Origin of the sequence: Hanstruepera ponticola, assembly GCF_012931685.1 — a bacterium.
In the GTDB taxonomy this organism is placed as follows: domain Bacteria; phylum Bacteroidota; class Bacteroidia; order Flavobacteriales; family Flavobacteriaceae; genus Hanstruepera; species Hanstruepera ponticola.
Map to the genome: position 1 here is coordinate 132,234 of NZ_JABANC010000003.1, position 23,789 is coordinate 156,022.

Here is a 23,789-nt window from a genome sequence, read left to right on the forward strand (position 1 = left end):
ACTATAATTATATTTGCAGCCTGCAAAAACCACTGTCTTGGTTCTTGCGACTTGAATCTAATGATCTAAAAAAAAATGAAAGCAGGAATAGTAGGATTACCAAACGTAGGGAAATCAACCTTATTTAATTGTTTAAACAATGCCAAAGCACAAAGTGCCAACTTTCCGTTTTGTACCATTGAACCCAATATTGGTGTGGTAAACGTACCAGATCCTAGGCTTCAAAAACTAGAAGAACTGGTCAATCCAGAGCGTGTTGTTCCAGCTACTGTTGAAATTGTAGATATTGCTGGTTTGGTAAAAGGCGCTAGTAAAGGCGAGGGGCTAGGTAACCAGTTCTTGGCAAACATTCGTGAGACAGACGCTATTTTGCACGTGTTACGCTGTTTTGATAATGACAATATTGTACACGTAGATGGCAACGTAAATCCTATTCGCGACAAGGAAACCATTGATATGGAATTGCAGTTAAAAGATTTAGAGACTGTAGACAAGAAATTGGACAAAGTAAAGCGCGCAGCCAAAACAGGCAATAAAGATGCCCAAAAAGAAGAAGCCGTTCTATTAAAAATAAAAGCCGGTTTAGAAGCAGGGCAATCGGTACGTGCTTTAGAGTTTTCAGAAGACGATGATAGAGACTTTGTAAAACCAGCGCAGTTTATTACAGATAAACCGGTTATGTACGTGTGTAATGTAGATGAAGGTTCGGCAGTTTCAGGTAATGCCTATGTTGAAACCGTTCGCGAAGCTGTTAAGGACGAACACGCCGAAGTATTAGTCTTGGCTGTTGGTACTGAAGCCGATATTAATGAATTAGACGATTACGAAGAGCGCCAGATGTTTTTATCAGATATAGGACTAGATGAACCCGGTTCGGCAAAACTCATTCGTGGTGCTTATAAATTATTGAATCAACAAACCTATTTTACAGCAGGTGTGAAGGAAGTCCGCGCTTGGACGGTTGATATAGGAGCCACTGCGCCTCAAGCAGCAGGCGTGATCCATACCGATTTTGAAAAAGGCTTTATTCGTGCCGAAGTAATTGCCTATAATGATTACGTGCAATACGGTAGCGAAGCCAAAGTAAAAGAAGCGGGTAAAATGCGTGTTGAAGGCAAAAACTACATTGTTAAAGATGGTGACGTTATGCACTTCTTATTTAACGTATAGAAACAGGTATAGTCATAAAATTAAAGCTCTTGATTTCCAAGAGCTTTATGGTTTATATATGATATGTTAAGTTACTTAAAACCGGTATCGCAACGATAAGCCTGTGTACTCTTTACCTTGAAAGTCAATACCATTTACAGGAAGTACGGACATTTTATGTTTGCGTTTTTTATGTAAGTGTGGAATAAAATAGCCTGATAGTGCTCCAAGGCCATAACCAATTAAAACATCAGTTAAAAAATGCTGACCAGCTTGAATTCTTAAGAATCCAACCGCAGCTGGCAATAGTGCGGCACCAGCATAAAAATAAGGGATTTTAGATGAGCCAGGGTTAAAATCCTGATAGACTTTAGCTACAAAAAAAGTAGCCGTGGCCGTCATCAAGGTATGCCCAGAAAAAAATGATCGTTGACCACTGGCACCAACACGTCTATCATAGTCATAATCCTCTGCATATACGTAAGGTCTGCTTTTGTCAACCAGTCCGGCTGTAATGGTGTACATAGCGCCAGAAGTTGCCATGGTTTCTAGGAATATTCCTAATACCAAACCACTATTGTCATTCACTTCATCATCAAAAAACAAAGCTAGGGGAGCGGCAAATGATAAATAAAATGGGATATCACTTATTTTTCCAGCAGTTTCTGATGAGTTTCCTGCTGCCCAACGGTTTATACCACTAATATTATCTTCATCAGCGACTATAGATTGTAATTCAGCATCACTAATGCCATCTTTATTAATTATAAAATATAAACCTAAACCATTAGCTGCCATAGCTGTTCCTGTCCATATACCATCTCTCGTCCAATTCCATTCATAAGGCGGATTTTCACCTGTATCAATCTGTTGCGCAAAGGTTGTTTGGCATGAAAAAAATAGTACTAATACTAATATTGTAATTCGCATAAATAAAACTTTTGGTTAAAATTACAAGCATAGTCACAACGCTTTTAATTCGATTACTAAAAAAATTAGCGCAATTAGATTTTTAGTGCTTTCAAATACCTGCCTCATGAAATGAAAGCACCAATGTTCTCAACAAATCAGGCAATTTTTTTGTTAATTACTTTAATAAAATCGGGTTTCATTTTTTACTATGAAAATGTATATTAGCAAGGTCTCAAAAAATTCACTTTCACAATGGCTCAAGAAACCAAATATACTGAAGAAAACATACGCTCACTAGACTGGAAAGAGCACATCCGCATGCGACCTGGTATGTATATCGGGAAATTGGGTGATGGCTCTTCGGGTGATGATGGTATTTATATTCTTCTTAAAGAGGTTTTAGACAATTCCATTGATGAATACGTGATGGGTGCCGGAAAAACTATTGAAATTTCAGTTCATGGTAATAAAGTAACTGTTCGCGATTATGGTCGTGGTATTCCGCTAGGTAAAGTAGTAGATGTGGTTTCTAAAATGAATACCGGTGGAAAGTATGATAGTAAGGCGTTTAAAAAGTCTGTGGGACTAAATGGTGTTGGAACAAAAGCGGTTAATGCCTTATCTAGTTATTTTAGGGTAGAATCAACACGTGATAATAAATCTGCTTCGGCTGAATTTGAACAAGGAAATCTGACTAATGAGGAGCTGTTAGATGATACATCTAGACGAAAAGGTACTAAGGTATCCTTTGTACCAGATGACACCATATTTAAAAACTACAAATACCGTAATGAGTATGTCATTAAAATGCTCAAGAATTATGTGTATTTAAATCCTGGATTGACCATTGTTTTTAATGGTGAAAAATATTACAGTGAAAATGGTTTAAAGGATTTATTGAGTGAAAACATCAAGGATTCTGACTTATTATATCCAATAATTCATTTAAAAGGTGATGACATTGAAGTAGCCTTAACACACAGTAAAACCCAATATTCCGAAGAATATCATTCTTTTGTAAATGGACAAAACACTACCCAAGGTGGAACCCATCTAGCTGCTTTTCGGGAAGCGCTGGTAAAAACCATACGGGAATTTTATGGCAAAAACTATGATGCCTCTGATGTTAGAAAATCGGTAGTATCTGCTGTGTCTATAAAAGTTATGGAGCCTGTTTTTGAAAGTCAGACCAAAACTAAATTAGGTTCAACCGATATGGGTGGCGATTTACCAACGGTAAGAACCTATATCAATGATTTTGTTAAAACCTATTTAGATAACTATCTGCATAAAAATCCGGATACAGCTGAAAAAATCCAACGCAAAATCTTGCAGGCTGAACGTGAGCGCAAAGAATTATCAGGCATCAGAAAACTAGCTAAAGATCGTGCTAAAAAAGCCAGTTTACACAACAAGAAATTACGCGATTGTCGTGTGCATTTTGGTGATACCAAAAACGAACGCAATTTAGAAACTACTTTATTTATTACAGAGGGTGATTCGGCATCGGGTAGTATTACCAAGTCACGCGATGTAAATACGCAAGCCGTTTTTAGTTTAAAAGGAAAACCTTTAAACTGCTACGGTTTGAGTAAAAAAATTGTGTATGAAAATGAAGAGTTTAATTTATTGCAAGCAGCTTTAAATATAGAAGAATCACTTGAGGATTTGCGTTATAATAATGTTGTAATTGCAACAGATGCTGATGTTGATGGTATGCACATTCGCTTATTACTAATAACATTTTTCCTTCAGTTTTTCCCTGAACTCATAAAAGAAGGCCACTTGTATATTTTGCAAACACCCTTGTTTCGAGTTCGTAATAAAAAGAAAACCATTTATTGTTATTCCGAAGAAGAGCGTCAAAATGCTATTGAAGAATTAAAACCAAAACCAGAAATCACCCGATTTAAAGGTTTAGGTGAAATTTCACCAGATGAATTTAAACACTTCATTGGTGAAGATATTCGTTTAGATCCTGTTATGCTAGATGACGATATGTCAATTGAAGAACTTCTGCAATTCTATATGGGTAAAAACACACCAGACAGACAAGAGTTTATAATCAATAACCTTAAAGTTGAATTAGATTTAGTAGAAGACACACCATGAGAACCAATAACGAAAAAGTAAAAAGTGTCATCATTGGGGTATATTTCATTATGATTGTATTGGCTATCACATCTATTTTTGTGTTTAATGCTGTTACAGGTCTTGAAGTCAACCCACTTATTCTATTTTTGGTGGTTCTAGGTATTTTTGGAATATTATTCTTTTTGGTGCATCGTGTTGCAAAATATTTTGAATATGATAGTGATGGGGCAAAATTAATTTTATTAAATAAAGGTTTATTACTTTCCGATAGATTCAACTACCGAGAGCATAAACTTGAAACCAGTAAGCATGAACTTGTAGGTTTTAAGATGTATAATTTTTTTCTCTATAAAGAGTTGGTAGTATTCATCAAATGGGATGGACATGAGAGAGTCAAAAAATATAGATTTAATATTACTTTGGTCGCTAGAAAAAAGCGTAAATACATGAAACAGTCTTTGAGCAAAACGGTTAAATTAAATAAAAGAGCAAATAATTAATGAGCGAAGCGAACGACGATTTGATTAATGAACAGGAAGACAATAACGAAACCATTACCAGAGTAACTGGTATGTACAAAGATTGGTTTCTAGATTATGCATCATATGTTATATTAGAACGTGCCGTACCAGCAATTGAGGACGGCTTTAAGCCTGTACAGCGACGTATTATGCACTCCATGAAAGATTTGGATGATGGTCGTTACAACAAAGTTGCAAATATTGTAGGTCATACCATGCAATACCATCCTCATGGTGATGCTAGTATTGCTGATGCCATGGTGCAAATTGGTCAAAAAGATTTACTAATAGATACTCAAGGAAACTGGGGAAATATTTTAACTGGTGATAGTGCAGCGGCATCGCGTTATATTGAAGCACGACTTTCAAAATTTGCTTTAGATGTTGTTTACAATCCAAAAGTAACCGAATGGTCTGCAAGTTATGATGGCAGACGAAAAGAGCCTGTTAATTTACCCGTAAAATTTCCCTTATTATTAGCTCAAGGTGGTGAAGGAATTGCTGTAGGCTTATCTACAAAAATACTCCCACACAATTTTCTTGAATTGGTTGATGCTTCCATAAAACACTTACAAGGCAAACGTTTTAAAATTGTTCCTGATTTTCCAACTGCTGGAATAGCTGACTTTACAGATTATAAAGATGGTTTGCGTGGTGGTAAGGTTAGGATTAGAGCAAAAATTTCACAGCTAGACAAAAATACTTTAGTCATTACCGAAATTCCATTTGGAACTAATACATCTTCTCTAATTGATTCTATTCTAAAAGCCAATGATAAAGGCAAAATTAAAATAAAGAAGATAGAAGATAATACGGCAGCTGATGTTGAAATATTGGTGCATTTACCAAGTGGTATTTCTCCAGATAAAACCATTGACGCATTATATGCCTTTACCAATTGTGAAACATCAATCTCACCTTTAGGCTGTGTGATTGAAGATAATAAACCCTTGTTTATTGGTGTTTCAGAAATGTTACGTCGTTCAACCGATCATACAGTTCAGCTACTTAAAAATGAATTGGAAATTAAACTCGCCGAGTTTGAAGAACAATGGCATTTTGCTTCTTTAGAGCGTATTTTTATAGAAAATAGAATCTATCGCGATATTGAAGAGGAAGAAACATGGGAAGGCGTTATTCAAGCCATTGACAAGGGCTTACAACCTCATATAAAACACTTAAAACGTGCAGTTACTGAAGAGGATATTGTTCGATTGACAGAAATTCGAATTAAGCGTATTTCAAAGTTTGATATTGATAAGGCTCAACAAAAAATTGATGCTCTTGAAGAACAAATAGCTGAAGTAAAACATCATCTGGCTAATTTAATTGATTATGCTATTGCTTATTTTGAACGTCTTAAAAAAGAATATGGAAGCGGTAAAGAGCGCAAAACAGAAATCAGAACCTTTGATGACGTTGATGCTACAAAAGTCGTTATAAGAAATACAAAGCTCTATGTAAATAGGGCAGAAGGTTTCATTGGTACGTCACTACGAAAAGACGAGTATGTTTGCGATTGTAGTGATATTGATGATATCATAGTTTTTACCAAAGAAGGTAAAATGATGGTAACCAAAGTGGATTCTAAAACCTTTGTTGGCAAAGATATTATTCATGTTGCAGTCTTTAAGAAGAAAGACAAGCGAACAATTTATAATATGATATATCGCGATGGCAAAAGTGGTCCAACCTACGTAAAACGTTTTGCCGTGACTTCTGTAACTAGAGATCGTGAATATGATATGACCAATGGTAATAAAAACTCTATGGTTTGGTATTTTTCTGCAAATCCAAATGGCGAAGCCGAAGTGGTCACGGTTTATTTACGTCAAGTAGGAAGTATTAAGAAGTTAAAATGGGATTTGGACTTTGCCGATGTACTCATTAAAGGTCGTGCATCTAAAGGAAATATTGTAACAAAATATGCTGTCAAGAAAATTGAATTGAAAGAAAAAGGTGTTTCTACATTGAAGCCAAGAAAAATTTGGTTTGATGATACCGTTCAACGTTTAAATGTAGATGGAAGAGGCGAATTAGTTGGTGAATTTAGAGGCGAAGACAGGATATTGATAATCAGGCAATCAGGAACCATTAAAACAATCATTCCAGAAGTAACAACTCATTTTGATGATGATATGATAGTCATGGAAAAATGGATTCCTAAAAAGCCTATTTCTGCCGTTTATTTTGATGGTGAAAAGGAACGCTATTATGTCAAACGTTTTTTAGTTGAAAACGAAGGAAAAGAAGAAAGCTTTATTTCAGATCATCCAAATTCGCAATTGGAAATAGTTTCAACAGACTGGAAACCTATGGCAGAAGTTGAATTTACTAAAGAACGCGGTAAAGATAGAAAAGACAATCTTGAAGTTAATTTAGAAGAATTCATAGCTATTAAAGGTATAAACGCTTTAGGAAATCAATTGACAAAGGACAAAGTAAATCAAGTAAATTTATTGGATCCTTTGCCTTATGAAGCACCCGAAGAAGTTCATGCTGAAGATATTGAAGTTATAGATGAAACGGCTGTTACCAGTGAAAAAGAAGAAGATTCTAGCGCAGATTCAAATTCTAAAACTAAAGAAGATGACGCTTCAGATAAATTGGATGATCAAGGACAAATAACCTTATTCTAATTTTTATTGAGCCAAGCAAAATATAAGCGTGGTGCTACTAGTAGCCAAATTGGGATCAAAACCCAAACTCTGCCATTTAGAATGTTATAATCAGCCAATATATCTGTTAAAGTCAAGCCACGATAATACCCAAAACCGAATTCAAAACTCAAGGTTAAAAGCATCCATGTAACGCCAATTTTATAACTCATCGTTTTAGAAGAAATTGGATATTTCTTAAATACAAAATAGAAGTAAAGCCCAAATAAAAATATTAGTGTTAAAGTGGATAATTGATGTGCTGATTGCTCCCCTAAATAAGATATGTACCATAAATCGCGAGCAGATCCATTAACAATAGCTATGAATATCATGGGTATCCAAAGAAAAACATAACGTTTCATAAATATGTTTATTAATATAAATAAGCAGAGGTAGTCATAACTAGTAGCGTAAATAGCACTAGAATAATGAATAAAGGCAGAATAAATTTCAACCATTTATCATAACCAACTTTTGCAATAGCTAGAGATGGCAATATCAATCCTGTAGGACTAATAAGATACAACAATCCCATACCATATTGATAAGCATTAACTATGAGCTCTCTACCAACACCAACAGTATCAGCCAAAGGCGCCATAATAGGCATAGTTAAAACAGCCATGCCAGAGGAACTTGGAATGAAAAATGACAATCCAGAATAAGTAAGGGTAAGCACACTAGCAAATAAGCCTTTATTCATACCTGTTGTAATGTCACTAGCATAGTACAACATAGTATCACTTATTAATCCATCAGACATAATAACCGTGACGCCTCGCGCAATTCCTATAATTAATGCAACACCCAGTAAATCGCCAGCACCTTTAACAAAAACTTCAATAAAGTCACCTTCCTTTATTTTTGTAATAAAACCTATTAATATGGCTCCTACTAAAAATGTTGTAGTCATTTCTAAAAACCACCAATCTAATAAGGATACACCAATAATCATAATTACAAAACATGCCGAAAACGTTAACAATGCCAATCGTAAGCGCCAATTAAATTTAGTGACTGTTACGGTTCCCTGATGGAAAAGCGCTTCTATTTGATCCTTTTGACTGTAAATTATGGATTTTGTTGGATCTTTTTTTACACGACTAGCGTAACGCATGATAAATACAAGAGAAATCAATAAGGTCATTAAGAGCATCGCCAAGCGACCTTGCCAGCCTGTCGTCCAATTTATCCCTGCAGCATCTGATGCGATAATTGTACTAAAAGGATTTATTGTCGAGCACATGGTACCAATGGAAGACCCTAAAAAGATACAAGCAATAGCAACAAGCGCATCATATTTAGCTGCTAAAAATACAGGTATAAGAATAGGGAAGAAGGCAATAGTTTCTTCAGCAAAACCAAATGTCGTGCCTCCAAGAGCAACAAGTACTGTAACAATAATAATAAGATAGTATTCGCCTCCATACAAAGCCTTTGCCAACCAGCCTATTCCAGCATCAAAAGCACCTGTATGATTCATGATACCTATAAGACCTCCAATAATAAGGACTAAAAAAATAATATCGGCAGCATCAATGATACCTTTTATTGGTGATTTCAAAAAAGCTACTAAACCTTGCGGTTTAGCATCAAGTTCTTTGTAAGTATTTGGAATATTTATGGCTTTGTAAATGTCACCACTGGTAAATTTTTCTAAAGGAATAATTACATTCAACGATTCTAATGTTTCCTGCGTAGCAGCAAGTGTTTCGGTATTTTCTTGACTTGTCCTAATAAACATATCTGAAGCATTATCATAAACAAGTGTATCATATTTTCCAGCAGGAACAATAAAGGTTAAAATAGCTACTAAACCAGCTATAATGAGTAAAATGGTTTGAGCTGAAGGGAATTTGAGTTTTTTCAAGGTATTAGATTTTTATAATTTAAAGATAGTATTATTTTAGATGCCCTAAAGTGATACTCAAAAATAATGACTGTAAACATAAATGATAGCTGGAAATCTTATTTAAATGCAGAATTTGACAAGCCTTATTTTCATAATCTAGTAGAATTTGTTAAATCAGAGTATTTAAAGCATACTTGTTATCCGCGAGGTAAACAAATTTTCAATGCTTTTGAACATTGCAGTTTTCATGATTTAAAAGTGGTTATTATAGGCCAAGATCCTTACCATGGTCCTAATCAAGCAAACGGTTTATGTTTTAGTGTTAATGATGGTATAAAACACCCACCTTCTTTAATTAACATTTTTAAAGAAATCGAGCAGGATTTGAATATCCCTTATCCAACGAGTGGTAATCTGGAACGTTGGGCAGATCAAGGAGTTTTACTTCTCAATGCGACCTTAACAGTTAGAGCACATGAAGCAGGAAGCCATCAAAATAAAGGTTGGGAAACCTTTACGGATGCCGTTATAAAGACAATAAATAACAATAAAGAAAATGTGATATTTTTACTTTGGGGTGGTTTTGCAAAAAAGAAATCGAAATTGATAGACTCAAAGAAACACTATATTTTACAAAGTGGACACCCATCCCCATTAAGTGCAAATAGAGGATATTGGTTCGGGAATAAACACTTTAGTAAAACTAACTCCCTGTTGGAGCAAGTTGGGTTGAAGGCTGTGGATTGGTAGTGTTTTTAGTTACAATAAACGTAGGTTTTTTCTCAACAGATTTAACACGCTTTGTTGTTTTATTACAACTAAAAATTAGCAATAAAAAATTGATTGCAATTAAAACTGAAATCACGAGAGTTATTGTTAATAGCATAAGCAATTTGGGTTAGTTAGACACTCTGTTTAAAACAAATATAAACTTTTTGGGCTAAAAATTAAATATTTTTTAACATTTGTGAGTTATTTACTAAAATACAAAGGTTTGATTTTGAGCATTCTTCACACATATTCCTATCTCAAAAAACCAAGATTTAACATTTGTGACGTATTAATTAACTAGGTGTATAAACCAAGTTCTTGTAATCTGTAATTTTAGTTATAATGTTTAATGTAAATAGCTCTTTTTGAATTTTTGCTACAGTATTTCTATCTAAAACTGATTGTGACCACTCGGTCAATGATAGCCATTCTTGTACGTCTTCTAACTTTTGTTCGTATCTGTTAGCTATTGTTTTGTCAATACTCGGAATATTCTTAAACTCAGCTGTGGTGTTATTAATTATTCTCAAAATAGTATCCAGATCATTCTTGCTTTCAGCAATAAAATTATCACTTACAGCAATAACAAAGCATGGCCAAGGTGTTGGGCATTCATCAATACGTCTAAAAATCTCGTCATCAACATAGGGTTTTGTGGTAAATTTTTCCCACATAAAATAATCAGCGATACCGTTTGTTAGACCTTCAACAGCACCATTTAAATTTTTTATAACTTCAAAATGAAGGTCTTTATCCAAATTCCAATGATTGTTTTCGGCATTGATATATGCCATAAGATGAGAGCCAGAACCATAACGGCTAATGGCTGCTTTGGTTCCCTTTAAATCATTAATTTCGTTATAATTTGAATGATGAGCTACATGAATACCCCAAATGAGTGGCGATTGCACAAATGTTTGTACAATCTTACTTGGGTTGCCTTCAATAATATCTTTTATGATGCCTTCTGTTAAGATAACTGCCATATCAATGTCACCATTCCGAAGGGCTTTACACATAGCTCCTGTGCCACCATAATAATCATGCCATCTCAAGTTTATACCTTCAGACTTGTACTCACCATTCTTTAACGTTAAATACCAAGCTAAATTAAAATGCTCTGGAACACCACCAATTTTAACTGTTCTCATTAATTCACAATTTTATCTAGGGTATAAACAATTAAATCATCAACTACTTTTTTAGGATCATTACTAAACTCACCAGTAGCTCTATTGGCTATTATAGCATTTAATGAAACGGCATTATGACCTAATAATTTTGACAAACCAAAAATAACGGAAGTTTCCATCTCCAAATTGGTGACACGTAAACCATTATAACTAAATGAATCTATCTTATTATTAAGTTCACTGTCTTGCAATGGTAACCGTAAAACACGTCCTTGCGGACCATAGAAACCCCCTGCAGTCGCAGTTATACCAGAATGCATTTTAGGCCCTGTAAACTTCTTTTCTAGCCATTTACTATTTTCAATTACAATGGGTCTGGATTTGTTTTGATGCCAGTTGGTAAAGTCAATAAAAGAATTTTCAATTTCTGGATGAATAATTTGGTTAATTTGGTAAGCATGTAGCATCCCATTGAGATCTAATCCATAAGTACTACTTAAAAAAGAATCAACAGGAATATCTTTTTGCAAGGAGCCAGATGTACCCACCCTCACAATATTTAAACTTGTTAGATTTGCTTTTGGCTCACGAGAATTGAGATCAATATTCACCAAAGCATCTAATTCGTTTAAAACAATGTCTATATTATCTGGTCCAATACCTGTTGATAACACAGTTATTCGTTTGTTCTTATAAATTCCGGTTTGAGTTTTAAATTCACGCTTTTGTATAGAGAATTCAATAGAATCAAAATGTTGAGTGATTCGTTCTACACGATCTTGGTCACCTACAAAAATAATATCTTGAGCTATGTGCTCTGGTTTTAGATTTAAGTGATAAACACTACCATCTGGATTTAGTATAAGTTCAGATTCTTTAATGGGCATGGTATCGGGTTTTTTACTAATACATTTTCTTCACTACTGAAGAAATAATCTAATCTGTTAATTCCACCATAAGGAATGTTATTATTGATTTCTAAAGCGAAATTATGAGTTTTCAAAAGGGCTTCATGACCTTGTCTGTTTAAAACAATACCATTGTCGTCTTCTGTAAATAATCCTTTTAAATTATCAATTATTCTATTTAGTTGAGTATCACCATACCCATAATAACCTTGATAATTTAAAATATAACCAAGTAAATGATGCCTTGAATTAATTTCGTTATCACGAATTAAAATCAAAACATTTTTTTCTAATATTGACAAACCACTTTTTAAATCAGGAAACCTTCCAAAATGAGCCTTGATACAATTATTTAAATACTTAAAGGATGATTCTCTTGTAATGTATGGCTTTAAAAGATTGTGGTCCTTGCCGCAATAAATTCGCCATATGGTTATTGCTAGGTCAATATCAGATTCAGTTAGTTGTATTTTGTTTTCATAATGACTCAACAACTGCTCATGGTTCAATTCACTTAATCCCTTTAAATTTCTATCACCTTCAACATGACCACTACAAACAAGGTAGAGTGGGAGAGAAATATTTTTTTCTTTTAATAGGCTAATAATTGCAAGTAGGTTAATGTGGCAGAACAAATCATACTCAAACCAAAGAACAATTTGTGAATACTCTTCAACATTGTCTAAAATTGCCAGTTCATTTTTAAATTCTTCCTCATCAATTTCAATATCGTAATAGGTGCTTAAAAAGGCCTTTCTTTGATTTAAAAATGATTTAGAACTTACCAATGATGTTGTATTGCCTTCACAAAGCATTTCATGCCAAGTAAGTATATCATCATTAAAATCTAACTCTTTAAGATAATTTGTAAGACTGGAGCCATTGGTTATATGTAAAATACGTTCGCTCATTAACCGCCAACGCGTTTAACATTAAATCCCTTATCTTTTAAAATACCCATGATTTTATCACGATAATCACCTTGAATAATAATTTTATCATCCTTAAAGCTACCACCAACACTCAAAGTTGTTTTAAGTTCTTTAGCTAGTAATTTAAAATCTTCTGTAGCTCCTGTATAACCTTCTAAAATAGTTATAGGTTTACCTTTACGCTTTTCATATTTACAGATGATTGGATCATCTTGAAGCCATATTCCTGAATCTTCTTCTTGTGTTTCAGATGATTCTTCTGGAATATAATCAGGAAACAAGTTTTTTAATTGATCTTGTAAATCCATGATTATTTTTTAGTTAACCCTAATTCAATTAAACGTTCATTTAAGAACTCACCAGCAGTTATATCATCAAATTGTTTCGGGTTGTCTTCATCAATACAACTATCAAGCACATTTAGTTTCATATCACTTATGGGATGCATAAAAAATGGAATAGAATAACGTGAGGTTCCCCAAAGCTCTCTTGGAGGATTTATAACACGATGTATGGTTGATTTTAGCTTGTTATTAGTGTGCCTAGATAACATATCACCAACATTAATCATCAATTCATCAGGCTCTGCAATAGCATCCAACCACTCACCATTATGGTTTTGTACTTGTAGTCCTCTACCTTGAGCACCCATTAACAATGTGATTAAATTAATATCGCCATGAGCTGCTGCACGAACAGCATTTTTAGGTTCTTCTAAAATAGGAGGGTAGTGAATAGGTCTTAAAATACTATTTCCATTATAGATATATTGATCAAAATATGTTTCTTCTAGATTCAAATGCAAAGCCAAGGCCCGCAAAACATATTTAGCAGTTTTTTCAAGACTTCTGTATGCTTCTTTACCTACACGGTTGAAGTTAGGTAATTCATCAACAACAACGTTTTTAGGATATTCGGCTTCTAATTTCGGATCATTTTCAACAAACTGCCCAAAATGCCAAAACTCCTTTAAATCACCTTCCTTTTTACCTTTGGCGCTTTCTTTACCAAATGAAATGTAACCGCGTTGACCGCCTATGCCTTCAATTTCGTATTTCTGCTTGGTCTCCACAGGAAGATCAAAAAACTTTTTGACTTCATCATAAAGGTTATCTACTAATGAGTCATCTAAAAAATGTCCCTTCAAGGCAACAAAGCCAATCTCTTCGTAGGCCTTTCCTATTTCATCAACAAATTTTTGTTTTCGTTCAGGATCGCCTGAAGTAAAATCATTTAAATTAACGCTAGGTATTTTATTCATCGGTATAAATATTTCAAGTGAATGCTTACAAATGTACAAAAACATTACAAAATTTTAAGCAAGAATTCTTTTTGTATTCGCATTTGTAATTATCAAATTATACTATATTTGACAAACAAAATTTATGAGTTCAAAGGTGACTTCAACAGCCGAATTACAATTCAATATTTCAGGTTTAAAACATAATGAGCTAATTACTTTATACAAGAATATGCTCAAACCAAGACTAATTGAGGAGAAGATGCTTATCCTATTACGTCAAGGTAAAATATCAAAATGGTTTTCAGGAATTGGTCAAGAAGCTATTTCAGTAGGTGTAACCATGGCTATGCAGACCGAGGAGTACATCTTACCCATGCACAGAAATTTGGGTGTTTTTACTACGAGAGAAATCCCTTTATACCGATTATTTAGTCAATGGCAAGGGAAGGCCAATGGATTTACCAAAGGGCGTGATCGCTCATTTCATTTTGGTACACAAGAATTCAAGATCGTGGGTATGATTTCTCATTTAGGACCACAACTAGGTGTAGCTGATGGTATTGCTTTAGCAAGTAAACTAAAAAACCTAAATCAAGTAACAACAGTTTTTACAGGAGAAGGTGGCACTAGTGAAGGTGATTTCCACGAAGCATTAAATGTTGCATCAGTATGGCAATTACCTGTTATATTCTGTGTTGAAAACAATGGTTACGGATTATCCACGCCAACTCGAGAACAATATAATTGTGAGCATATTGCTGATCGTGGTATAGGCTATGGTATGGAGTCACATATTATAGACGGGAACAACATTATCGAAGTCTATCAAAAAGTAAATGAAATAGCCAAAAGCATAAGAAAAAACCCCAGACCAGTTTTACTAGAGTTTAAAACTTTTAGAATGCGTGGTCATGAAGAGGCTAGTGGTACTAAATATGTGCCACAAGATTTGATGGACGCTTGGGCAAAAAAAGATCCTGTTGAAAACTTTCAAGCATTTTTAAGAGATGAAGGTATTCTTTCAGAACAGGAAGAGGTTGCTATAAAAGAAACAATTGTTCATGAAATTAATGAACATTTACAAATGGCTTTTGATGAAGATATTATTTCACCAAACGAAAGTGTTGAATTAAATGATGTTTACAAACCATTTGAATATCAATATTTTAAAACAAAACCAAAAACCGAAGGAATTCGATTGATTGATGCCATTTCTCAAGGATTAAAACAATCCATGGAGCAACATGAAGATCTCGTAATTATGGGGCAGGATATTGCAGAATATGGTGGTGTTTTTAAGATTACTGATGGTTTTGTGGAGCAATTTGGAAATAATCGTGTACGCAATACACCAATATGCGAATCGGCAATAGTTGAAGCTGGAATGGGATTATCTATTGCTGGTATGAAAGCAGTAGTTGAAATGCAATTTGCAGATTTTGTTTCTTCAGGATTTAATCCTATTGTCAATTATTTGGCCAAATCACATTACAGATGGAATCAACACGCTGATGTTGTTGTTAGAATGCCATGTGGAGCAGGAGTAGCAGCAGGTCCCTTCCATTCACAAACTAATGAGGCTTGGTTTACTAAAACACCAGGTTTAAAAGTAGTTTATCCAGCATTTCCATTTGATGCGAAAGGCTTATTAGCTACAGCAATCAATGACCCCAATCCAGTGCTTTTCTTTGAGCATAAAGCTTTATATAGAAGTATTCGTCAAGAAGTTCCTGTTGATTATTACACCCTACCATTTGGTAAGGCATCACTTATAAGAGAAGGTAGCGAGGTAACTGTTATTTCTTACGGAGCTGCTGTACATTGGGCGTTGGAAACATTGAATGCTAACCCTGAAATTCAAGCAGACTTAATTGATTTAAGAACTTTGCAGCCACTTGATACGGAGGCTATTTATAATTCAGTAAGAAAAACAGGACGAGTAATTATTTTACAAGAGGACTCTTTGTTTGGAGGTATTGCTTCGGATATTTCAGCACAAATCATGGAAAACTGTTTTGAAGATTTAGATGCACCTGTTAAACGTGTAGCCAGTATGGAAACACCTATACCGTTTATCAATCAACTAGAAGATCAGTATTTAGCCAAAGGCAAATTTGAAACAGTACTCAAGGAGTTGATTGCCTATTAACTTTTATTTAGAAAGTAAGTTATTTTTTCTACCATAATTAAGTAGAAAGCGTATATTTAAATATGAAATACGGCTTACTAATATTGCTATTCACTTGTATATTGGCTTGTAAAAAATCTAAAAATAAGCCTGTCTATGATTGGAAAACTATTGAGGTCACTGCAACGGCCTATAATTCATTAGCTTATCAAACAAGTGATAATCCTCACATTACAGCATTTGGAGATAGTCTAAAACCTGGCATGAAGTATATAGCTGTTTCTCGTGATCTATTGGCACTAGGACTTAAACACAATACACCAGTTGCCGTAGAGGGAATGGAAGGTCTTTATCTGGTAAAGGATAAAATGCATTGGCGCTGGAAAAAACGCATAGATATTTACATGGGAGAAGATGTGAAAGCGGCACGAGAATGGGGCAGAAAAAAGCTTATTATAACCTATGGTGTTGAGATTGATTGATAACTAACCATAAAGCTTTATATTATTTAATTTTGTTACTTTTAAAAGAAATTTAAAAATCACTATACATGAAATTACTTCGCCTACTATTTGTTTCAGCTTTAATTATTGCTTGTCAATCTGAAAAAAAGGAAGATAAAAAGGAAGTTATTAATCCGCCAATTGCCAAAAAGATTCCAAAAGAGTTAACCTCTCATGGTGATACCCGAATAGATGATTATTTCTGGATGCGTTTAAGTGATGAACAAAAGAATGCTGATAATCCTGACGACCAAACCCAAGATGTTTTAAACTACCTAAATGCTGAAAATGACTATCTCAATGAGGTCATGCAACATACGGAAGTTTTTCAGGATAGATTATTTAATGAAATTGTGGGACGCATAAAAAAGGATGATCAATCAGTTCCTGTAACCGATAATGGATATTCTTATTACACGAGATATGAAGAAGGCAGTGAATACGCTCTGTATTGCAGAAAAAAAATAACAGAAAACGCAGAAGAAGAAATCATATTAAACGGTCCTAAATTAGCAAAAGGCTACTCATATTATGGTATAGGAAGTCAAGATGTAAGTCCCAACAATAAATTGATGGCTTATGGTATTGATACGATTTCTAGACGCCAATACACCATCTTTTTTAAAAATCTAGAAACGGGTGAGTTATTAAATGATAAGTTAAGTAATACTGGTGGTAGTGCCACTTGGGCAAATGATAATAAAACTGTTTTTTACACAACTAAAGACCCACAAACACTGCGTCAGAATAAAATTTATAAACATGTTTTGGGTACTGATCAAGCTAGTGATGTTTTAGTCTATGAAGAAAAAGATGACACATATCGCTGTGGTGTTTTTAAAACTAAATCGCGAGATTATTTAATGATAGGTAGTTTTCAAACACTTTCCACTGAATACCGCTTTTTAAAAGCAGACAACCCTGATGGCAATTGGCAAGTTATACAACCTCGAGAAAGTGATTTAATTTATTACGCAGACCACTTTGGAGATGATTTTTATATTAGAACCAATAGAGATGCTACCAATTTTAAATTAGTAAAAACTCCAATAAAAAAACCTTCCAAAGAAAATTGGACAGACATAATTGGTCATCGAGAAGATGTGCTTTTGGAAAACTTTGATCTTTTTAAAGACCATTTAGTAACGGCAGAACGCCTTAATGGCTTAAGAACTATAAGAGTTTTGCCATGGGAAGGTAAAGATTATTACATAGAATTTAAAGATCCAGCTTACACCGCATACCCAACCTCTAATTTAGATTTTGATACAAATATCTTGCGTTACACATACAGCTCTCTAACAACACCGAATAGTACCTTTGAGTACAACATGGATACAAAAGAGCAAGCACTTTTAAAACAAGAAAACGTTTTAGGAGGATTTTCTTCTGATGATTATACTTCAGAAAGATTTGAAGTAACTGCAACTGACGGTACAAAAATCCCTGTTTCTATGGTTTATAAAAAAGGGATAAGCATAGGTTCAGAAACACCGCTGTTATTGTATGCTTATGGTTCTTATGGTAATAGTACCGAACCTACTTTTAGATCAGATAGGTTAAGCTTGCTAGACCGAGGATTTATTTATGCTATAGCGCATGTAAGAGGTGGCCAGGAAATGGGTAGGCAATGGTATGAAAACGGTAAATTACTTAAAAAGAAAAACACCTTTACAGATTTTATTGATGTTGGCAAATACTTGGTAGACAAAGGCTATACCAGTTCAGAACATTTATATGCCATGGGTGGCAGTGCTGGAGGATTATTAATGGGAGCCATTGTAAATATGGAACCCTCCTTATGGAACGGTATTATTGCTGCAGTACCTTTTGTAGATATTGTTACTACAATGCTTGATGAGTCTATTCCACTTACCACTTTTGAATTTGATGAATGGGGTAATCCTAAAGATAAAACATACTATGACTATATGCTATCCTATTCACCATATGATAATGTGGAAGCAAAAGCTTACCCCAATATGCTCATCACAACGGGTTATTGGGATAGTCAAGTGCAATATTGGGAACCTGCCAAATGGCTTGCTAAATTACGCGACATGAAAACAGATAATAACATACTTATCATGGATTGTAATATGGAAACTGGTCATGGAGGTGCATCGGGTCGTTTTGAACGACATAAGAGAACCGCTTTGTACTATGCCTTTCTATTTAACCTAGAGGGTATAGAAGATTAATTTTTAGTCATTACTTCAGAAATTTGTACAGGGTATAAGGTATTTATAGACTTTAATTCTGCAGTTGTTACGTCTGATAAGGGTTTATTATATACCTTTTTTGCATAGTTGTCTTTTAAAAACCAGTAGGCTTTTGAAATCTCATCGTGTACTAAAACAAATAGCTCATAGCTAGTTTCTCTATGATGTTGTAAACTTAATACGGCTTCTTTTGGATTATTAGATAGTGATGAATCTGCTGAGCCACCACAATATGTACACGTGCCATCAGCATTATTATCTATATGCTTTATTAAAAGTGCTTTTAAGTCTTTTAATTCAACTTGTTCATCGGCAACTAAAATATTATCATCATTATTTAAGACAATTCTTAAAACATTTTGTTCAAGAATAGTTTTAGTACAATCAACACGGTCTGGGCATTTTTCAGGTAATGTTCTGTTAATACCCTTGTCAGTGGCAATAGTGGTTGTTACTAAAAAGAAAATAAGGAGTAAGAAGGCAATATCTGCCATAGATCCAGCATTCACTTTTTCTGAAGAGCGATAATTTTTCATGAGAACTTGGTGTTAAAATTAATAATTGAGCGTTGAACCAAATAACTCAAAAACAGTACCAAGGAAAATACTGTATATAAAAAAAGCCAGTAAACTGTTACTGGCTTTTAATTTTTAACTAATTCAAACTAATGTAAATATCGTTTAATACCTTTCCAAAGTGTATCGTGACAGTTAGAGAATGACACGGACTCACAACTACGTTTAAATGGTTTTTTTAAGAATTCGCTGTTATCTCTCGATATTTTATTAACTGCCTCCATAATTCATTTTTTGATTGATTGATTGTTGACTAAAAAGATTTCTATTATCTATAACGTCTTTTGCTGTTCCAAGTATTACTTTTCGTATTACTTAATGTTCCTGTTACTTGATTGTTGTCTAAAGTTCTCATGATTTAATATATTTTAATTGATTGATGTACTATATAGACGACCAATAAATAGAAATGTTACAGTACTATGTATTACAAAGTAGTTATTTAACATTTTTTAACATTTATAGTGCTAATTATAAGCGTGTTAAAGCAATGCATAAAAATGACAATTTGACGAGTGGGAGCGAAATTTTGACAGAAAGTGAGTGAAAAATAGGATTGGCATCTATTTTGCAAATACAATTGTAAACAATGTTTAACTAAAAATTTGATTAACATGAGTAATTTAGTAACAACGCCAAAAAATGGCACCGACTTATCAAAAAAAAGAAATGTTACCGGTTTGCCAAGTTTTTCATCTTGGATAGACAATTTTTTTGACACAGAATTAGGAACCGGATTATTATCAAACTTCAATACGGGTATGACATTACCAGCAGTGAATATTAAGGAGGATAATGAAAATTATTTTCTTGAAGTTGCTGTTCCTGGTATGAAAAAGGATGATTTTGATTTAGAAATTGATAATGATATATTATCTATTTCAGCCGAAACAAAATCAGAGAATGAAACAAAACAAGATACCTACACAAGACGTGAGTTTGGTTATGCTTCTTTCAAGAGAACGTTCACTTTGCCTGATACTGTAGAAACTGATAAAATTAAGGCAAAATATGAGGATGGTATTTTAAACATACATATTCCTAAACGTGAAGAGGCTAAAAGAAAGCCAGCTAAACGCATAGACATTTCTTAAGGTTATAGAAATTATAATCTTATCTTAAAACAAAGAGAAGCGGATTCCGTTTCTCTTTTTTTAATTTATATTTGATTTTAAATAGAATAGGTATGGTTTTTGTAAATCTATTGATGAAATCATTTCTAATTAATTATATGGAAAGAATCGTTTTGTTAATTTGTCTTCTGCTTTTGGCTGCACCAGTGCTACAGGCTCAAGTTGACGGTAGCAATAATACTACCATTATTCCAGCGGAAACCAATCAATCTGATGGCGACTCTTCCCTAGATATAAAGCCTTTGGATAATAAAGGTTTAAGCAATCCAAATAGTAACCGTATTAATGGTATGTCTGTACCAAATACCTCAAGCTCTAACAACAGTGAATTTTCCATGTTTCCAAAAGAAAAATTTGGAAATCCTGGAGAGATTTATAGTGAAAAGCTTAAGAAACAAGAAAAAAAGCATGATTTAGGAATTGAAGGACAGACTTTGGGAGCTGTTGAAGATCAATATTTAGGTGATTTTAAGACTAAAAGCAAAAAGGTAACGATTGCATATAAAGATGGTGGAGGTGTAGTAGATGGAGATCGGATAAGGGTTTTTGCAGATGAAGACATTATTCGTGCTGAAGTGCTATTAAGTTATACAATGACTGGGTTTGAATTGGAACTCAAAGAAGGTTTCAATAAATTGGATTTTCAAGCATTAAACGAAGGAGAAGCTTCACCTAACACAGCTGAAGTTCTGATTTTGGATGAAGGCGGCAATGTGATTGCCCATGAATATTGGGCTTTAGCAACAGGCGTGAAAGCTACTATCATAGTCGTCAAGGAATAATTTGTAATTCTTCAACAGCACCAACATCCATATTGTCTAAAAGAATATTTCCAATGCGTACACGTACCAAACGCAAGGTTGGATAACCAACTGCCGATGTCATTTTGCGTACTTGTCTAAACTTACCTTCCGTTATGGTTATGCGTATCCATGATGTAGGTCCATGTCTGGCATCTCGTATCTTTTTGGAACGTTCTGGCAAATTTGGGCTTATGTTTAATTCATTAACAATACATGGTTTTGTCTTATATTTTTCACCATCAAACCCAATTACAACACCTTCTCTTAAATATCTAATGGCATCTTTAGTAATTGTGCCATCCACTTGAACATAATACTCTTTTTCTATATTATTACTTGTAATGTAAGTGCTTGTTTTACCATCAGTAGTCAGTAATAAAAGCCCTTCCGATTTTTCATCCAGGCGACCAATGGCCATTGTACCCTCTGGAAAATCATAAAATTCACCTAACAATTTTTTATTGCGTTTCTGCTTTCCATTAATAATAAATTGGCTGATATAACCATAGGGTTTGTAGAGTTTAAAATGTCTATGATTTTGAAAATGAGCACCTTTCATAAAATAAGAAAATTCTTCAGCTTAACAAAATTAAGTTTTAAACTATGAACTGTTGAAAAAGTATCCATTTTAATTTAAAAATAGGCTGTAAAAACCTAGAAAAGAACTTATTTTTGCACATTGGAAAATTTTATGAGTCAGACTATTTCAACATTAGAATTAGAAGATAGAAAGGTAGGGAAGGACCTCTATAGTTATCAAAAAGGTGCAATTAACAAGATTTTCAAGAGTTTCGAAGAAGCTCCAGAAGATTATCATCTATTATATCAATTACCAACTGGTGGCGGAAAAACCGTTATTTTCTCCGAAATCGTTCGTCAGTATCTAAAACATCATCAAAAGAAAGTTTTGGTTATGACACATCGTATTGAGTTATGCCGACAAACATCGTCGATGCTAACCGAGTTTGGTGTTGAGAATAAAGTGGTAAATAGTAAAGCAAATCTTGATGACCAAGCGCAATACAGTTGCTTTGTTGCCATGGTTGAAACGCTTAATAACCGTTTGAATGAAGACAAACTGGATATTTCAGATATCGGCTTGGTTATTATTGACGAAGCGCATTACAATTCATTTACCAAATTGTTTAAGTTTTTTGAAAAGTCTTTCATACTTGGGGTAACAGCAACACCATTAAGTTCTAACATCAAATTACCTATGAAGGATAATTATGATGAATTGATTGTTGGTGAAAGTATTGAGTCTCTTATAAATAATGAGTTTTTGGCAAAAGCCGAAATCTATTCCTACAATGTTGGTCTAACATCATTAGTGGTTGGTGCTAATGGAGATTATACGGTAAAGTCGTCTGAAGACTTATATACCAATAACGACATGCTTTCAAAGCTTATTCAAGCTTATGAAGAACGTTCAAAAGGTAAAAAGACGCTAATCTTTAACAATGGTATCAATACGTCGTTACATGTATATGATACATTCAGGCGTGCTGGTTATCCGGTAGCGCATTTGGATAATACCAATTCTAAAAAAGAACGTAAAAAAATACTCAAATGGTTTAAAGAAACACCAGATGCCATTTTAACCTCGGTAAGTATTCTAACTACTGGTTTTGATGAGCCTACTGTTGATTCCATAATCTTAAACCGTGCAACCAAATCATTAACGTTATACTATCAAATGATTGGTAGGGGTTCGCGTATTTTAAAAAATAAAAATACCTTCACAGTTATTGATCTAGGTAATAACTTACATCGTTTTGGACCATGGGGAGCCGATCTGGATTGGCATCGTATTTTCAGAACGCCTAACTTCTATCTAGATGGCATATTGGGCGATGATGAAATTGAAGAAAACTTTCGTTACGAAATGCCTGAAGAATTACGTGAATCTTTCGCTAATTCTGAAGAGGTATATTTTGATATCAAAAAAACCTATATTGATGCTGTACGTGCAGGTGAATCTTCAAAAGTTGTACTAGAACGTTCCATAGCGCATCATGCTAAAATTTGCATTGAAAACAGCGAAGATGTTTATGATGCTTTAGATTTAGCTAAACAATTAGGTGATGATATTGATTATAGGATACAGCGCTATACCAAATGCATTAGCAAAAGTACATTCAATTTTGTTGAATGGTTAAAGGATGATTATCGTAAAAAACTACGATCCTATCTGCGCACAAATTTTGATGATGTGTTTTTAGAAATTCATGGTCGTCCGGCAGAATAGTT

General features: G+C 34.0%; 21 protein-coding genes. 11 read left to right on the forward strand and 10 right to left on the reverse strand.

The genetic code is table 11. The features are described 5' to 3' along the window. Window positions 1–75: 75 nt before the first annotated feature. Complete coding sequence (ychF, locus tag HGK31_RS09400) at window positions 76–1,170, forward strand: redox-regulated ATPase YchF (RefSeq protein ID WP_191859522.1); 1,095 nt, start codon at window positions 76–78, stop codon at window positions 1,168–1,170. A gap of 75 nt (window positions 1,171–1,245) precedes the next feature. On the opposite strand, the gene HGK31_RS09405 is transcribed toward ychF, so the two are convergent. Beyond that, entirely contained in the window at window positions 1,246–2,079 is an 834-nt protein-coding gene (locus HGK31_RS09405; protein ID WP_104733819.1) for a phosphatase PAP2 family protein, read from the reverse strand. A 234-nt stretch (window positions 2,080–2,313) separates the two neighbouring features. On the opposite strand from HGK31_RS09405, the gene HGK31_RS09410 reads away from it, so the two are divergent. Genes HGK31_RS09410 through HGK31_RS09420 form a run of 3 tightly spaced genes read left to right on the forward strand, consistent with a single transcriptional unit; the run spans window position 2,314 to window position 7,315 of the window. After that, window positions 2,314–4,173: a DNA topoisomerase IV subunit B gene (locus HGK31_RS09410; RefSeq protein WP_104733818.1), complete on the forward strand. Its 1,860-nt coding sequence runs from the start codon at window positions 2,314–2,316 to the stop codon at window positions 4,171–4,173. After that, on the forward strand, window positions 4,170–4,655 hold the full coding sequence (locus tag HGK31_RS09415; RefSeq protein ID WP_191859523.1) for a hypothetical protein: 486 nt from the start codon (window positions 4,170–4,172) through the stop codon (window positions 4,653–4,655). The genes HGK31_RS09410 and HGK31_RS09415 overlap by 4 nt, the downstream gene beginning before the upstream one ends. After that, complete coding sequence (locus tag HGK31_RS09420; RefSeq protein ID WP_191859524.1) at window positions 4,655–7,315, forward strand: DNA gyrase/topoisomerase IV subunit A; 2,661 nt, start codon at window positions 4,655–4,657, stop codon at window positions 7,313–7,315. Before HGK31_RS09415 ends, HGK31_RS09420 begins: the two co-directional genes overlap by 1 nt. On the opposite strand, the gene HGK31_RS09425 is transcribed toward HGK31_RS09420, so the two are convergent. Both HGK31_RS09425 and HGK31_RS09430 read right to left on the reverse strand, forming a co-directional pair. Next, a complete protein-coding gene (locus HGK31_RS09425; RefSeq protein ID WP_223115331.1) occupies window positions 7,312–7,698 on the reverse strand; it encodes a hypothetical protein in 387 nt (128 codons plus the stop codon). The two genes, HGK31_RS09420 and HGK31_RS09425, sit on opposite strands and share 4 nt — an antisense overlap. A gap of 11 nt (window positions 7,699–7,709) precedes the next feature. Continuing rightward, window positions 7,710–9,206, reverse strand: coding sequence for a YfcC family protein (locus HGK31_RS09430; protein WP_191859525.1), 1,497 nt, complete (start codon window positions 9,204–9,206; stop codon window positions 7,710–7,712). A 66-nt stretch (window positions 9,207–9,272) separates the two neighbouring features. Here HGK31_RS09430 and HGK31_RS09435 point away from each other — a divergent pair, with 66 nt between their 5' ends. Then, entirely contained in the window at window positions 9,273–9,938 is a 666-nt protein-coding gene (locus HGK31_RS09435; RefSeq protein WP_191859526.1) for a uracil-DNA glycosylase, read from the forward strand. A 314-nt stretch (window positions 9,939–10,252) separates the two neighbouring features. On the opposite strand, the gene HGK31_RS09440 is transcribed toward HGK31_RS09435, so the two are convergent. From HGK31_RS09440 to HGK31_RS09460, 5 genes are read right to left on the reverse strand one after another with little or no spacing between them, the layout of a single operon-like run. Next, complete coding sequence (locus HGK31_RS09440) at window positions 10,253–11,110, reverse strand: substrate-binding domain-containing protein (RefSeq protein WP_191859527.1); 858 nt, start codon at window positions 11,108–11,110, stop codon at window positions 10,253–10,255. Beyond that, on the reverse strand, window positions 11,110–11,979 hold the full coding sequence (locus HGK31_RS09445; RefSeq protein WP_191859528.1) for a nucleoside phosphorylase: 870 nt from the start codon (window positions 11,977–11,979) through the stop codon (window positions 11,110–11,112). Before HGK31_RS09445 ends, HGK31_RS09440 begins: the two co-directional genes overlap by 1 nt. Further along, window positions 11,949–12,911: a DUF1835 domain-containing protein gene (locus tag HGK31_RS09450; RefSeq protein ID WP_191859529.1), complete on the reverse strand. Its 963-nt coding sequence runs from the start codon at window positions 12,909–12,911 to the stop codon at window positions 11,949–11,951. The genes HGK31_RS09445 and HGK31_RS09450 overlap by 31 nt, the downstream gene beginning before the upstream one ends. Beyond that, window positions 12,911–13,240, reverse strand: a complete 330-nt coding sequence (locus HGK31_RS09455; RefSeq protein WP_191859530.1) for a translation initiation factor — start codon at window positions 13,238–13,240, stop codon at window positions 12,911–12,913. The genes HGK31_RS09450 and HGK31_RS09455 overlap by 1 nt, the downstream gene beginning before the upstream one ends. Before the next feature lie 2 nt (window positions 13,241–13,242). Then, the gene (locus HGK31_RS09460; protein ID WP_191859531.1) at window positions 13,243–14,193 is read right to left on the reverse strand and encodes an isopenicillin N synthase family dioxygenase; all 951 of its coding nucleotides are present in this window, start codon (window positions 14,191–14,193) and stop codon (window positions 13,243–13,245) included. A gap of 211 nt (window positions 14,194–14,404) precedes the next feature. On the opposite strand from HGK31_RS09460, the gene HGK31_RS09465 reads away from it, so the two are divergent. The 3 genes from HGK31_RS09465 to HGK31_RS09475 all read left to right on the forward strand — a co-directional run bounded on the left by HGK31_RS09465 (window position 14,405) and on the right by HGK31_RS09475 (window position 19,007). Then, window positions 14,405–16,324, forward strand: coding sequence for an alpha-ketoacid dehydrogenase subunit alpha/beta (locus HGK31_RS09465; protein ID WP_233451072.1), 1,920 nt, complete (start codon window positions 14,405–14,407; stop codon window positions 16,322–16,324). Window positions 16,325–16,386: 62 nt separating this feature from the next. Next, entirely contained in the window at window positions 16,387–16,785 is a 399-nt protein-coding gene (locus HGK31_RS09470; RefSeq protein ID WP_233451057.1) for a 3D domain-containing protein, read from the forward strand. A 68-nt stretch (window positions 16,786–16,853) separates the two neighbouring features. Further along, window positions 16,854–19,007: a S9 family peptidase gene (locus tag HGK31_RS09475; protein ID WP_191859533.1), complete on the forward strand. Its 2,154-nt coding sequence runs from the start codon at window positions 16,854–16,856 to the stop codon at window positions 19,005–19,007. Here HGK31_RS09475 and HGK31_RS09480 read toward each other — a convergent pair. Then, a complete protein-coding gene (locus HGK31_RS09480) occupies window positions 19,004–19,564 on the reverse strand; it encodes an ExbD/TolR family protein (RefSeq protein WP_191859534.1) in 561 nt (186 codons plus the stop codon). The genes HGK31_RS09475 and HGK31_RS09480 overlap by 4 nt on opposite strands. Before the next feature lie 653 nt (window positions 19,565–20,217). Between HGK31_RS09480 and HGK31_RS09485 the strand changes: the two genes are divergently transcribed. Continuing rightward, window positions 20,218–20,697 carry an Hsp20/alpha crystallin family protein gene (locus HGK31_RS09485; RefSeq protein WP_191859535.1) on the forward strand — a complete coding sequence of 160 codons (480 nt, stop codon included), beginning with the start codon at window positions 20,218–20,220 and terminating at the stop codon, window positions 20,695–20,697. A 113-nt stretch (window positions 20,698–20,810) separates the two neighbouring features. Next, window positions 20,811–21,518, forward strand: coding sequence for a hypothetical protein (locus HGK31_RS09490; RefSeq protein WP_233451058.1), 708 nt, complete (start codon window positions 20,811–20,813; stop codon window positions 21,516–21,518). On the opposite strand, the gene HGK31_RS09495 is transcribed toward HGK31_RS09490, so the two are convergent. Further along, on the reverse strand, window positions 21,508–22,098 hold the full coding sequence (locus tag HGK31_RS09495) for a pseudouridine synthase (protein WP_191859536.1): 591 nt from the start codon (window positions 22,096–22,098) through the stop codon (window positions 21,508–21,510). The two genes, HGK31_RS09490 and HGK31_RS09495, sit on opposite strands and share 11 nt — an antisense overlap. A 132-nt stretch (window positions 22,099–22,230) precedes the next feature. Between HGK31_RS09495 and HGK31_RS09500 the strand changes: the two genes are divergently transcribed. Further along, on the forward strand, window positions 22,231–23,787 hold the full coding sequence (locus HGK31_RS09500) for a DEAD/DEAH box helicase (protein WP_104733801.1): 1,557 nt from the start codon (window positions 22,231–22,233) through the stop codon (window positions 23,785–23,787). Window positions 23,788–23,789 lie beyond the last annotated feature (2 nt).